This is a genomic window from Allosphingosinicella sp. (genome assembly GCF_036387615.1).
Taxonomy (GTDB): domain Bacteria; phylum Pseudomonadota; class Alphaproteobacteria; order Sphingomonadales; family Sphingomonadaceae; genus Allosphingosinicella.
In genome coordinates, this window is the sequence record NZ_DASVTH010000003.1 from 1 (window position 1) to 13,408 (window position 13,408).

A 13,408-nucleotide genomic window follows, 5' to 3' on the forward strand; every position below is an offset into this window, starting at 1 on the left:
CCTGCACCAGCCGCTCGCTCTCCGCGTCCAGCGCAGAAGTCGCCTCGTCCAGCAGCAGCAACGGCGCCTCGCGCAAAATCGCCCGCGCGATCGCCAGCCGCTGGCGCTGCCCGCCCGAAAGCCGCGCTCCGCCTTCGCCCATGAAGGTGTCGAGCCCCTGCGGCAGCTTGCGCAGGAATTCGGCCGCGTTAGCATCCTCGGCCGCCTGCCACAAAGCCTCGTCGCTCGCCTCCCAGCGCCCGTAGCGAAGATTGTCACGGGCCGAAGCGGCGAAGATCACCGTCTCCTGCGGCACCACCGCGATCCGCGCACGGATGTCGGCGGGGTCCGCCGCCCTCACATCGACCCCGTCCAGGCGCACCGTTCCGGTCTCAGGATCGTAGAAACGCTGGGCCAGCTGGAACAATGTCGTCTTGCCGGCTCCCGACGGCCCCACCACCGCCACCGTCTCCCCCGGACGGATCGACAGGCTGAAGTCGATCAGCGCGCTGACCTCCGGGCGCGTGGGATAGTGGAAGGTGACCTTCTCGAATGCGAGCGCACCTTGGCCGGGTTCGGGGAGTTGCACGGGCTCGGCGGGCGCCTTGATCTGCGGCACCTGCGCCAGTAGCTCGGCCAGCCGCCCGGCTGCACCCGCGCCGCGCAGCAACTCGCCATAGACTTCGCTGAGCGCGCCGAACGCGCCCGCGACGAAGCCGCCGGTCAGCACGAACGCGGCTACAGTGCCCCCGGTCAAGCGGCCCTGCTGGACGTCGATCGCGGCCTGCCACATCACCATAGTGATCGATCCGAACATCAAAGCGATGATGATGCCGGTCATGAAAGCGCGCAGCCGGATGCGCTTGCGAGCGGTTCCGAAGGCGGATTCGACCGCGCCAGAGAAGCGGCTGGACTCCCGTCCTTCCTGCCCGAACGCCTGCACGATCTTCATCGCCCCCAGCGTCTCCGAGACCATGGCGCCGACATCGGCAATCCGGTCCTGGCTGGAACGCGAGAGGTTACGGATCTTGCGTCCCAGAAACATGACCGGCAGCACGATCACCGGGATGCCGAGCAGCAGGAACGCGGTCAGCTTGGGCGCGAGCGTGAATAGGTAGACGATGCCGCCGATGCCCATCACCACGTTGCGCAGCGCGACGGACACGGTTTGGCCGACCACCATCTCGATCACGGCCGTGTCGGCGGTCAGCCGGGAAGCGATCTCGGAAGGCCGGTTCTCCTCGAAGAAGCGCGGCTCGAGGCGCAGCAGGTTGCGGTGCACTTCAGTGCGGATATCGCCGACCACCCTCTCGCCAAGCCAGGAGACGAAGTAGAAGCGCGTCGCCGTCGCCAGCGCGAGCACGACCACGATCCCGAACAGATAGTAGAAATGCTCCGATACATCGCCGCCATTCGCCGCGAAGCCCTTGTCGATGACGCGGCGGAAGCCGTCCGGAATGGCGAGCGTCGCCGATGCCGCGGCGAGCAACGCGATCGCCGCACCGGCGATCTTGCCCGGGTAGCGGGTCGCCCGATCCCAGACGATCGCGAGATTGCCGAGCTTGCGGCTGGTGGGCGCGTCGGCGCTGCTGTCGGCCATGTGGCGAGGCCTAGCAGCGCTGGCCTAGCCGCTCAATGGTGAGGCCGCGCTCACTCGCGATGGACCCTTTGACCGACCGGTCGGTTATCCTTAGTTACATTCCTGTTACCGCCTGCAGGCGGAACGCGGGGCGGAGATCACATTGCTTTACGACGCTTATGAAATGCAGCGCTCGCTCCTTGCCGGAGCCAGCACTCTCGCAGGGATCGGCGCCGGCTGGTGGCAGAACCCTGCAAATCCGTTCGCTTATTCGGGCATGAGCCCGATCGTCGGTTCGGCGCTGGACGTTTTCGCCCACGCCTCGGCTCCGCGCGGCAAGCCCGCGTTCGAGATCGAGACCACGATGGTGGACGCCAAGACGGTTCCGGTCGTCGAGGAGGTCGTGCTCCGTAAGCCGTTCGGGCAGCTGAAGCGCTTTCGCCGCGAAGGGATCGAGGGCGGCCCCAGGCTGCTGATCGTCGCGCCGATGTCCGGCCACTACGCAACCCTGTTGCGCGGCACCGTCGAGCGCATGTTGCCGCGCCACGACGTGTACATCACGGACTGGCGCGACGCGAAGCTGGTTCCGCTCTCCGACGGCAGCTTCAGCCTCGACGACTATATCGATTACCTGATCGAGTTCCTCGCCCATATCGGGCCCGGAGCCCACATGCTCGCGGTCTGCCAGCCGTCGGTGCCCTGCTACGCGGCAGCCGCGCTGATGAGCCAGGACCGGCATCCGGCCCGCCCGCGCTCTCTGACCATGATGGGCGGACCGATCGACACGCGGGAGGCGCCGACCGCAGTCAACACCGTCGCGACCCAGCGCCCGCACGCCTGGTTCCAGAACAATGTGATCGCGACCGTGCCCTTCTCCTATCCGGGCGCTGGCCGGGCGGTATATCCGGGTTTCCTGCAGCTCGCCGGCTTCATGGCCATGAACCTGGGCAGCCACCTCACCAGCCATTGGGAGATGTTCAAGCACCTCGTCGCCGGGGACGGCGAGAGCGCCGACGCGACCAAGGACTTCTACGACGAATACCGCGCCGTTTGCGACATGACCGCGGAATTCTATCTCCAGACCGTCGATGTGGTCTTCCAGCGCCATCTGCTGCCCAAGGGCGAGTTGATGCACCGCGGCCGCCGCGTCGATCCGAACGCCATCGATGACATTGCGATCCTCGCGATCGAGGGCGAGCGCGACGATATCTCGGGCATCGGCCAGACCAAGGCCGCGCTCGACATCTCGACCGGCCTGCCGGATGCGCTCAAGCACTACCACCTCGCCAAGGGCGTCGGCCATTACGGCATTTTCAACGGCAGCAAATGGCGCGAGCGGATCGCCCCCGTCGTCGAAGCCTGGATCGCCACTCACGACTGATTGCTGCCCAGTGACGATCGCCTAAGTCTCTGAAGGACTTGAAAAAGCTGTGCGCAGGCCCATCTTCGCCTCACTGTTCAACAACTGAAAGGAGGTGGTCTGATGTCTCATTGTCACATGCCGAACGCGGCTGATCTGGTGAGCGCGGCCTCCACGGGAGTTCTCGCCTAACATCGCCAGCCGCACGGCTGACAATGGAAGGGCCGTCCCGAAAGGGGCGGCCCTTCGCTTTTCCGCGATGGCCCGCCTCCTCTCGGTCGCGAAAGATTGCGGTTCGTCGAGCGCCGACCGGCCTGTCGAAGCGTTGAGGGCGTCGGTCGAGCGACTGATCGTTCGCTCCGATTCAGCGGGTTAGTTTCGCCGCGACAGGGAAGCTCGGAGGCAAGAATGGAAACCGATCTCGAGTTTTACACCCGCTGCATGATCGAAGCGCTGCAATCTGCTCGCCGGGCGACCTCACTCGACGCCCGCCGCCGCTACGAGCAACTCGCCCGTGCATTCACGCTCCAGGTGCACAAGGCGGAGAATACGCCCACCAGGGTCACGCCGGAACCGCTTCGCCTCCGCCCGCTGCACCTGACCGCCTGAGCGGTCATGCACTGCCGACGGCGCGCTCCACGTTGAGCGCGGCTTCGACCATGCGCTCCCACATGTCCGGATCGCCCGCCGCAGCCATCACCGGATCGGGCTCGCGCATGGTGCGCAGGATCGAAAGCGCGTCGTCGGTATATTCGTGCCAGGTCTCGTCGACGCTGGGGCCGGCCGAGGGATCGTCGCCGTCGGCATTCACGCTCAGCGCGCGGCCGGCCAGCACGCGGGCGATCCGCTCGACCATCGTCAAATGCGATACGGGCATCACTGTTTCTCCTGTCGATCGCTGAACGGAGCAGGCGGGCTCTGGTTCACAGCACTTCGAACAGCCCGGCCGCGCCCATGCCGCCGCCGACGCACATGGTGACCACCACATAGCGCGCGCCGCGCCGCTTGCCTTCGATAAGGGCATGGCCGGTCATGCGTGCGCCGGACATGCCGTAGGGATGACCGATCGAAATGGACCCGCCGTCGACGTTGAGCCGATCGTCCGGGATGCCAAGACAATCCTGGCAATAGAGCACCTGCACCGCGAATGCTTCGTTCAACTCCCACAGGCCGATATCGTCGACGGAAAGGCCGAAGCGCTTGAGCAGCTTGGGGACGGCGAAGACCGGGCCGATGCCCATCTCGTCCGGCTCGGTGCCGGCGACGGACATCCCCATGTAGCGCCCGAGCGGCTTGAGCCCGCGCTCCGCCGCCATGCCGGCCTCCATGATCACGCAGGCCGAAGCGCCGTCGGAAAGCTGGCTGGCATTGCCGGCGGTGATCATCGCTTCCGGGCCCATCACCGGTTGCAGCGAGGCCAGGCCCTCCAGCGTCGTCTCAGGCCTGTTGCCCTCGTCCTTGGCGATCGTGATCTCCTTCATCGAGGTCTCGCCGGTGGCCTTGTCCTTGACCGCCATCCTGGCCGTGACGGGCACGATTTCGTCATCGAACTTGCCTTCGGCCTGGGCCTTGGCCGTGAGCTGCTGCGAGCGAAGCGCATATTGGTCCTGACGCTCGCGGCTGACCGCGTAGCGTGAACCGACCACTTCGGCGGTGTTGATCATCGGCATGTAAACGCCGTTGTGCATCGACAGGAGCTCCGGGTCGGGCCCGAGCCGCATGTCGGAGGTCTGGACGAGGCTGATGCTCTCGACACCGCCGGCGACGCAGATATCCATGCGGTCGACGATCACCTGCTTGGCCGCGGTCGCGATCGCCATCAGGCCGGACGCGCATTGCCGGTCGATGGACATTCCCGCGACGGTCACGGGCAGGCCGGCGCGCAGCCCGGCGGTGCGGCCGATCGTGGTCTGCACGCCCTGCTGGAGCGCCGCGCCGATCACGCAATCCTCAATCTCGGCCGGATCCACCCCGGAGCGCTCGACGGCGGCGCGGATCGCATGCGCGGCGAGGGTGGGGGAGGGTGTCGCGTTGAACGCGCCGCGATAGGCGCGCCCGATCGGCGTGCGGGCGGTGGAAACGATGACGGCGTCGCGCGTGGCCATGTCTGGGCTCCTTGAAGGTTCAGGTGAATATAAGGCCGACCCAGTCGGCCAGCAGGGCGGGCTTGCTTTCGCCCTCGATTTCGACGGTCACGGCGTGGACGAAGCGCCATTCGCCGGGGCGCTTCTCTTCGGCCGCCTTCAGGACGAAGCGGCCGCGAATCCGCTTGCCGGCGCGGACCGGAGCGAGGAAGCGGACGCTGTCCAGGCCGTAATTGGCGGCCATCCTGGTCGTCTCGGGTACCAGCATCACGTGGCTCGCCATCTGGCTGAGCAGCGAGAGCGTCAGGAAACCGTGGGCGACCGTGCCGCCGAATGGCGTCTGCGCGGCCGCGACCGGATCGACGTGAATGAACTGGCGGTCGCCGGTCACTTCGGCAAACTGGTCGATCGCTGCCTGATCGATAGCGATCCAGGGCGAGACGCCAATCTCCTGGCCGACTTGGGCCCTGATCTGGTCGAGTGTGGCGACCGGCACGCTTGCTCCCCACATTGTCCGGACGGAACCGGCTCGTTAGGGCCGTCCTAGACACGACCCCCGGAAAGAAACAAGCCTTGGCCACCGCCACGATCACCCCGCCCGCCGCCGACGCTACGGCTTCTGCCCGCGCTGAAATGCGCCGCCTGCACCGCGCAGCCGAGCCGGAGGTGCTGGCCCCGCTGCTGCGCGATGCGGCGCTTGATCCCGACTCGCGCCGCCGCGTCGAAGGCCGCGCGCTTGGCATGCTGGCGGAGTTGCGTTCGGCCCAATCGTCGGGTTGGGTGAACCAGTTTCTTCAGGAGTATCGGCTCAACACCTCGGAGGGTATCGCCTTGCTCTCGCTGGCCGAAGCGTTCCTGCGCGTGCCCGATCCGGAAACGGCCGACGATCTGATCGCGGACAAGCTCGGCAACGCCGACTGGAAGGCCCATGCCGGCAAGTCGCACTCCACCCTGGTCAATTCGGCAACCTGGGGACTGGTGATCGGCCGCGCCCTCGTCAGCGAAACCGAACAGGCGAGCGCGCTGAAGCGCCTGCTGTCGCGCGCCGGCGAGCCGTTCGTTCGCCAGGGAGTCGGCGCGGCGATGCGGATGATGGGCGAGATTTTCGTCATGGGCCGCACAATCGACGAGGCGATCGCGCGCATGCGCAAGCGCGAGAATCAGGGCTTCACCGCCAGCTTCGACATGCTGGGCGAGGCGGCGCGCACCTTTCCCGATGCGCACCGCTATTTCCAGTCCTACGAGCGCGCGATCAACGCAGTCGGCCGGGTCGCGAGCGAGGGGCACAGCATCTCGGTCAAGCTCTCGGCGCTCTATCCCCGCTACGAAGTCGCACAATATGATCGCTGCGTGCCCGCTCTGATCGAGCAGGTCGAGGCGCTGGCGACGCTGGCGAAACGTCACGGCATCGCGTTCACGATCGACGCGGAGGAGAGCGAGCGGCTCGAGATGAGCCTGGACATCATCGAGGCGGTTGCGGGCCTGCCGACGTTGAGCGGTTGGGATGGCCTCGGCATGGCCGTTCAGGCCTACGGCAAGCGCTGCCGGCCGACGCTCGCCTGGGCCGACGCGCTCGGCGCCACAACGGGCCGACGCATCGCGGTCCGGCTGGTCAAGGGCGCTTACTGGGACAGCGAGATCAAACATACACAGGAGCAGGGGCTGGCCGACTACCCGCTGTTCACACGCAAGGCTTCGACCGATGTCTCCTACCTCGCCTGCGCCAAGGACATGCTGCGCGCGCGGAACATCTATCCCGCCTTCGCGACGCACAATGCGCTGACGGTAGCGACGATCCTGGAATGGGCGGGAGACAGCCGCGACTTCGAGTTCCAGCGGCTGCACGGCATGGGCGAAGGCCTCTACGAGAACCTGGTGCGCGAGCAGGGCTACCACACCCGCATCTATGCGCCGGTCGGCGGCCACCGCGATCTGCTCGCCTATCTCGTCCGTCGCCTGCTCGAGAATGGCGCCAATTCCAGCTTCGTGCACCAGCTCGCCGATGAGCGACTGAGCGACGCCGACATCCTCGCGGATCCGGTTGCGAAGATCGCTGCGGTCGGCGGCTCGCGTCATCCCAGCATCGCGCTACCGAACGAGCTCTTCGCGCCGGAGCGCCGCAACAGCGAGGGGCTCGACCTGAACGACCGAGACGAGCTGGCGCGGGTCGCTGCGGTGGTAGCAGAACCGATCCTCCCCGGGGCTGGGAGGGGGACCGCACGAAGTGCGGTGGAGGGGGCTCGTCACCCGTACAGCGCGTCTCAGGCCCCCCTCCACCATGCTCCGCATGGTCCCCCTCCCCGTACCGGGGAGCATCAAGTTACGCATCTCCATCACGCAGCCGCACCGGACAAGCAGCGCGCCCGCGAAGCCGTGGGCCGCGCCCTCTCCGGTTTTCCTGCCTGGTCCATCCGATCGATTGAGCATCGCGCGGCCTGCCTCGATCGCCTCGCCGACCTGCTTGAAGCCGAACGCGATGCGCTGATGCGGATCGCCGTTCAAGAAGCGCGGAAAACCATCCCCGATGCACTCGGCGAGGTGCGCGAGGCGGTTGATTTCTGCCGCTATTACGCCGCCCAAGCCCGCTCCGGCCTGCAGCCGATCGAACTCCCCGGCCCGACCGGCGAGCGCAACCTGATGCGGATGGAGGGCAGGGGCGTCTGGGTCTGCATAGCGCCCTGGAACTTCCCGCTCGCCATCTTCCTTGGCCAGGTCACCGCCGCGCTGGTCGCCGGCAACAGCGTCGTCGCTAAGCCCGCGCCACAGACGCCGGAGATTGCGGCTTATGCGGTCGAGCTCGCCTATCGCGCCGGCGTGCCCCGCGATGTGCTGGTGCTGGCTGTCGGCGGGCCGGAAATGGGGCAGGCGCTGATGGAGGATTGCCGCATCGCGGGCGTCGCCTTCACCGGCTCTACAGCGACGGCCAAGCGCATTGCTCGTACCCTGCTAGAAGACGATGAGCGCCCGCTCGTGCCGCTAATCGCAGAAACGGGCGGCATCAATGCGATGATCGTCGATTCGACCGCGCTGCCGGAGCAGGTCGTGGCCGACGTGGTCACCTCCGCATTCCGCTCGGCGGGCCAACGCTGTTCAGCGTTGCGCGTCCTTCTATTGCAGGAGGAGGTTGCGGGTCGCACGCTCGAGATGCTGGCCGGCGCGATGGACACGCTGGTTGTCGGCGATCCCGCCGATCCGCGCACCGATGTCGGCCCGGTGATCGATCAAGCTGCCTATGATCGCCTGATGAGCCACCGCGACGCAATGCGCCCGCGTTGGATCCACACGATCGAGGCGCCCACGACCGGCTTGTTCGTTCCGCCCACCGCGATCCGGGTCGATCGGCTGGAGGATGTCGGCAAGGAATGGTTCGGCCCGCTGCTCCACGTCGCGACGTGGAAGGCGGGCCAACTCGCGGAGACGGTCGCCCGGGTGAACCGCAGCGGCTTCGGCCTGACCATGGGCTTGCACAGCCGCATCGCGCGCGCCGCGGAAACGGTCGAGGCGGCAGCCAAGGTCGGCAACCTTTACGTCAACCGCTCGATGATCGGCGCGATCGTCGGCTCGCAGCCGTTCGGCGGTGAAGGGCAGAGCGGCACCGGCCCCAAGGCCGGCGGCCCGCATTACCTCCCACGCTTCTGCGCGGAGCGAGTCACCTCCACCGACACAACCAGCTCGGGCGGCAATGCCACCTTGCTGAGCTTGGAGGATGTCGGGCTGTAGCGCAGAACTGTCTAATCCCGTCATGCCGGACTTGATCCGGCATCCACCTTCCCCTCCGCGAACAACGAGAAGGAGGTGGACCCCGGATCAAGCCCGGGGTGACGATTACTTGCTGCTCCCCGCTTGGGGGAGAGCCGGCGTGAACGCCTTCACCACGTCCTCCCGCTCCTCGATCGAGCGCATGAGCCTGGGTTCGATCCGCTTCTGCGACGCCTGCTCGAAATCGTAGCCCAGCGACAGGATCAGCGCGTCCGACCATTTCGGGCCCATGAAGCTCAAGCCCACCGGCAGCCCGCGCACTTCGCCCATCGGAACGGTCAGGTGCGGATAGCCCGCGACCGCGGCGAGGCTGCCCGCGCCGCCGCCGCTGATCTGGTCCCCGTGCACGGAGTCGATCAGCCAGGCCGCCGGCATGGTCGGGCCGACCAGGGCGACGACGTTGTGGGTCTTGAGCAGCTTGTCGATGCCCTCCGGCCCCGCCATCCGGAACGACGTCTCGCGCGCCTTCTTATATTCCGGGTCGTCCAGGCCCTTGGTCTTCTCCGAGCCCTCGAAGATGTCCTGGCCGAACAGCGGCATTTCGGTCGCGGCATTGGCGTTGTTGAAGGCGATGAGATCGGCGAGCGTGCGGGTGCGAACCGTCGGCGGGGTGGTCGCCAGATAGGCGTTAAGGTCCGCTTTGAACTCGCTCAGCAGCACCTTGTACGATTCGGCGCCGATCTGGCCGCGGCCCTCAAACTTGTCGATGTCGACGAGGATCGCGCCCTCGGCGCGCAAGGTCTGCAGCGCCTGCTCCAGCGCGGTGTCGGTGCCGAAGCCGGTGGCGAAACGCATTACGCCGATCCGCTTGCCGCGTAAGGAGTTGTCGGACAGCGCGGCCGCATAGTTGCTCTTGCGGGTATCCGCCTCCTTGGTGGCGGAATCGAGCGGGTCAGTGCCGGCCATCGCGGTCAGCACCATCGCGGCCTCGCGCACGGTGCGCGTCATCGGACCCGGCGTATCTTGGCTATGGCTGATCGGGATCACGTAGGTGCGGCTGACCAGGCCCACGGTGGGCTTGAAGCCAACGATCCCGCTTACCGCCGCCGGGCAGACGACCGAGCCGTTCGTCTCGGTACCGATCGCGGCCGGCGCCATCCCTGCGGCCACCGCCACCCCGCTGCCCGTGCTCGAACCGCAGGCATTGCGGTCGAGGGCATGGGCATTGCGCGTTTGTCCCCCGACCGCGCTCCAGCCGGAGATGGAATCGCCGTCTCGGAAATTGGCCCATTCGGACAGGTTGGTCTTGCCGACGATCACTGCGCCGGCGGCGCGCAGCCGTGCGACCAGCGGCGCGTCGCGGCCGGTGACATTGTCCTTGAGCGCCAGGCTTCCGGCGGTTGTGGGCAGGCCGCCCTTGGTCTCGATATTGTCCTTGACCAGGATCGGCATGCCGAACAGCGGCCCGCGCGGGCGGCGGTTGCGGTCGAGCGCTCGCGCTTCGTCAAGCGCAGTCGGCTCCACGGCGATCACCGCGCGTGTTTGCGGATTGAGCGCTTCGATCCGGCGGATCGCGTCGCGCGTGTTCGCCTCGGCGCTGGGCTGGGCCGCGGCAGGCGCGGAGGCGAGCAGAACGGAAGAGGCAAGCAGAAGGTGGCGGAGCATGCTGGTATCCTTGCGGTGTTATTCGCTCATCCTGAGGAGGGACTGAGCTTGGCGAAGGCCTGTCTCGAAGGAGCGGTGCCGTGCGGTCCTTCGAGACGCCGCTTCGACTTCGCTCAGCGGCTCCTCAGGATGAGCGGCCTTGGTGGGTAACTTGGTCTCACAACGGAGCGAGTAAGGCATCGAGTGTGGAGGGGCCGCGGCCGACCTTCTCCAGCACGGGGTAGCGGAGGCCGCCATAATAAGGCAGCGAGACCGTGCGGTAATAATTGCCTTTTTTGAGCTGGAGCTCGATCGGGCGCTTGGCGGTTTTCGCTGCGGTGATCGCGCCCTTGAGGTCGTCGGCCGAATAAGCGCGACCATTCACCGCCAGGATGCGCGTGCCGGTCGTCACGCCTTCGTTGAACAAGGGCGAGTCCCAGGCGACCCCGTTGATCTCGCCGTCTTTGCCGAGCGTAATCCCGATCGTGTAGCTCAGATCGACAATCTCACGGGCCTTCTCGCGGGAGCTGAAATAGGGCGTCGGCGCGTCGCGGTAGACGAGTTGGTAGCCGCCGCGCTTCACCCAATCGAGCGGCGCCTTGCCGGACTGGTAGACGAGCGGGCGCAAGTAGCCCGCCCAGTCGTAGGGCGTGACGGCGTTCAACGTGCGGACGACATCCTCGAACGTATAGGTGTTGATGCCGCCTTCGCCCGGGTTCACGCCGAAGAATGCGCGGGCGAAATCGTCGATCGAGCGCTGGCCGCGCGTGCGCTCGCGAATGATGCTGTCCACATCGAGCCAGATCAGCATGCCCTCGCCGTAATAATCCTCGCCCCGGTGGTAGGACGGAAAGGGCTTGGGCCGGCGCGCGCCGACGATCGGATCCAGCGTGGTGTCGATCAGCGGACGCCATGCGCGGCCCGGCGAGATGTCGAGCGAGGCAGCGTTGCGGGCAAGTTCGCCCATCACATCCTCGCGTGGCATCATGCCGGAGCGCGCGGACAGGACATTGCCCCAGAATTGCGTCTGGCCTTCGTAAAGCCAGAGCAGGCTGTTGCCGATCGGCGTCTGGTAGGTGGGCTGCCAGCTGTCCGCCCCGCGGCGATACTTGCCGTTCCAGCTGTGGATGTATTCGTGCGCGAGCAGGTCGCGGCCGGCCGAACCCTTGTTCCAGTCGGTGAAGTAGGTGCGCGGGTGGCCGTTCTCGCTGGAGCGCAAATGCTCGAGGCCGATGTCGCCCAGCTCGTCCGTCAGCGCGACCAGGAACTCATACTCGTCGTAGTGCTTGGCGCCGGTCAGCTTCAACGTCTGCTCGATGAGGCGGCGGTGGGCGGCGATCTGCTCGGGCGTGGCGGCCAGATCCTCAGGTCGATCTGCGAAAAGGTTGAGGTTGACGTCGGGCGCGAGCTTCTCGCGGCGATAATAGCGGCCCGCGAACATCGGGGAATCGACCAAAGTCTCGTAGGAGACCGGCCGATAGGTGATGCGGTCGCCGCGTCGGTTTGCCACGTCAAGCGAGGTCGCGGCCTGGAAGCCGGCGGGGAGAGTGACGCTCGCCTGGATCGGGATGTTGCGGGTGAAATAGCCGGCCGGGTAGAGCGACAGCTTCTCCCACTGCACGTTCAGCATGCCGGGTGTCATGACGATCCGGCCCTGGTTCGCCTCGGTCGGCGAAAGGTGCTGGAACTCGACGTCGAGTGTGCGGACGCCTTGCGGCACTTCGACGTGAAAGGCGTGGACATCGCCCGGATCGCGCACCCAGGCAATCGGGCGGCCGCCCGCGCTGACGCGAAGGCCTGCGATCGAGGAGATGGGGCCGCGCGGCGCGTGGTTGCCGGGCAACCATTCGGGATAGAGCAGGGTGAGGCGGCCGGCGCCGCGCACCGGAATCGTCTGCTTGACCCGAAAGATCGCGCGGGCGGTGTCACGCGCATCGACGTCGATGGTGAGCGTGCCGGGATAGGCGATGTCCTGCGGGGTCGGCAGCGGCCGCGAGAAGGCGACCGGCTGCGGCCGGCTTTCCTGGACCTGGGCACTGGCGGGGAAAGCGGCGGTGGCCGCGAGGGCGAGCAGGACAAGCTTACGCAAAGGACGAGTCTCCCGGACTGATCTGTGACAGCCCGATGACGCAAGGACGCCTTTGCGTCCAGCCTCTTAGGCCGCCTTGGCCTCCAGCGCCCGCGTGATCGCCTCGCTGATCACCCGTTCGGCATCCTCGCGGCCGCCCCAATGGCCGACGCGGACCCACTTTTCGGGCTCCAGGTCTTTGTAGTGAGTGAAGAAATGCTCGATCTGCGCCTTGACGATCGCGGGCAGATCGTCGGCTTCCTCGACCTTCTCGTAATAAGGAAAGGTCGCGTCGCAGGGCACCGCCAGGATCTTCTCGTCTCCGCCCGCCTCGTCCTCCAGCAACAGCACCGCGATCGGCCGCGCGCGGACCACCGAGCCGGGGATGAAGGGTGATCGCGCGACCACCAGGCAATCGAGCGGATCGCCGTCGGGCGAAAGCGTGTGCGGGATAAAGCCGTAATTGGCCGGGTAACGCATCGGCGTGTGGAGGATGCGATCGACGAAGATCGCGCCCGACACCTTGTCGAACTCATACTTCACCGGCTCGCCGCCGACCGGCACTTCGATGATCACGTTGACGTTGCTCGGCGGGTTGTTGCCGACGGGGATGAGGTCGATGTTCATTTCACGCGTCCGCTGGTTGGGGAACTATCCGCTCATCCTGAGGAGGGACTGAGCCCGGCGAAGGCCCGTCTCGAAGGACCTGCCACCGCGCCTTCGAGACCCCCCTTCGGCTTCGCTCAGCCGCTCCTCAGGATGGGCGGGAGTCGGCTATTGCGAGGCCCCCGGTCCCCGCGGCCCTTCCGCAAAGCGCGCTTCGATCCAGCCCACCGCCTCGCCCCAGTCGTCGATCCGCGCATGGGCATGCGGCGCGGGGGGGATGTGCGGGGCAACCCTGGGCTCGGCGATCATGTGGAGCCGCCAGACCTGAGGCGCATGCTTTGCGACCGATTCGTGGTGGACCGCGAGGTCGTCGACGAAGACCGCGGCGC

10 protein-coding genes and 1 pseudogene are annotated in these 13,408 nt (G+C 66.8%); 3 read left to right on the forward strand and 8 right to left on the reverse strand.

The features are described 5' to 3' along the window. Positions 1-1,579, reverse strand: a 1,579-nt coding sequence (locus VF631_RS00330; RefSeq protein WP_431848269.1) for an ABC transporter transmembrane domain-containing protein, incomplete at its 3' end; no start/stop codon positions are given. Between the two features lie 142 nt (positions 1,580-1,721). On the opposite strand from VF631_RS00330, the gene VF631_RS00335 reads away from it, so the two are divergent. Beyond that, positions 1,722-2,939, forward strand: a complete 1,218-nt coding sequence (locus VF631_RS00335) for a polyhydroxyalkanoate depolymerase (protein WP_431848270.1) — start codon at positions 1,722-1,724, stop codon at positions 2,937-2,939. Between the two features lie 387 nt (positions 2,940-3,326). Next, on the forward strand, positions 3,327-3,527 hold the full coding sequence (locus tag VF631_RS00340; RefSeq protein WP_431848271.1) for a hypothetical protein: 201 nt from the start codon (positions 3,327-3,329) through the stop codon (positions 3,525-3,527). Between the two features lie 4 nt (positions 3,528-3,531). On the opposite strand, the gene VF631_RS00345 is transcribed toward VF631_RS00340, so the two are convergent. Genes VF631_RS00345 through VF631_RS00355 form a run of 3 tightly spaced genes read right to left on the reverse strand, consistent with a single transcriptional unit; the run spans position 3,532 to position 5,498 of the window. Then, entirely contained in the window at positions 3,532-3,795 is a 264-nt protein-coding gene (locus VF631_RS00345) for a hypothetical protein (RefSeq protein ID WP_431848272.1), read from the reverse strand. Between the two features lie 46 nt (positions 3,796-3,841). Beyond that, positions 3,842-5,023, reverse strand: a complete 1,182-nt coding sequence (locus VF631_RS00350; protein ID WP_431848273.1) for an acetyl-CoA C-acyltransferase — start codon at positions 5,021-5,023, stop codon at positions 3,842-3,844. A gap of 19 nt (positions 5,024-5,042) precedes the next feature. After that, complete coding sequence (locus VF631_RS00355; protein WP_431848274.1) at positions 5,043-5,498, reverse strand: MaoC family dehydratase; 456 nt, start codon at positions 5,496-5,498, stop codon at positions 5,043-5,045. Positions 5,499-5,635: 137 nt separating this feature from the next. Between VF631_RS00355 and putA the strand changes: the two genes are divergently transcribed. Beyond that, the gene (gene putA / locus VF631_RS00360; RefSeq protein ID WP_431848278.1) at positions 5,636-8,722 is read left to right on the forward strand and encodes a bifunctional proline dehydrogenase/L-glutamate gamma-semialdehyde dehydrogenase PutA; all 3,087 of its coding nucleotides are present in this window, start codon (positions 5,636-5,638) and stop codon (positions 8,720-8,722) included. A 105-nt stretch (positions 8,723-8,827) separates the two neighbouring features. Here the strand turns inward: putA and VF631_RS00365 are convergent, their stop codons facing one another. From VF631_RS00365 to VF631_RS00380, 4 genes and pseudogenes are all read right to left on the reverse strand, one after another. Then, a complete protein-coding gene (locus VF631_RS00365) occupies positions 8,828-10,366 on the reverse strand; it encodes an amidase (protein ID WP_431848275.1) in 1,539 nt (512 codons plus the stop codon). A 157-nt stretch (positions 10,367-10,523) separates the two neighbouring features. After that, positions 10,524-12,434 carry a M61 family metallopeptidase gene (locus tag VF631_RS00370; protein ID WP_431848276.1) on the reverse strand — a complete coding sequence of 637 codons (1,911 nt, stop codon included), beginning with the start codon at positions 12,432-12,434 and terminating at the stop codon, positions 10,524-10,526. Between the two features lie 66 nt (positions 12,435-12,500). Continuing rightward, complete coding sequence (ppa, locus tag VF631_RS00375; protein WP_431848277.1) at positions 12,501-13,040, reverse strand: inorganic diphosphatase; 540 nt, start codon at positions 13,038-13,040, stop codon at positions 12,501-12,503. 147 nt (positions 13,041-13,187) lie between these two features. Beyond that, positions 13,188-13,408: pseudogene (locus tag VF631_RS00380) on the reverse strand (HAD family hydrolase); the annotation flags it as partial.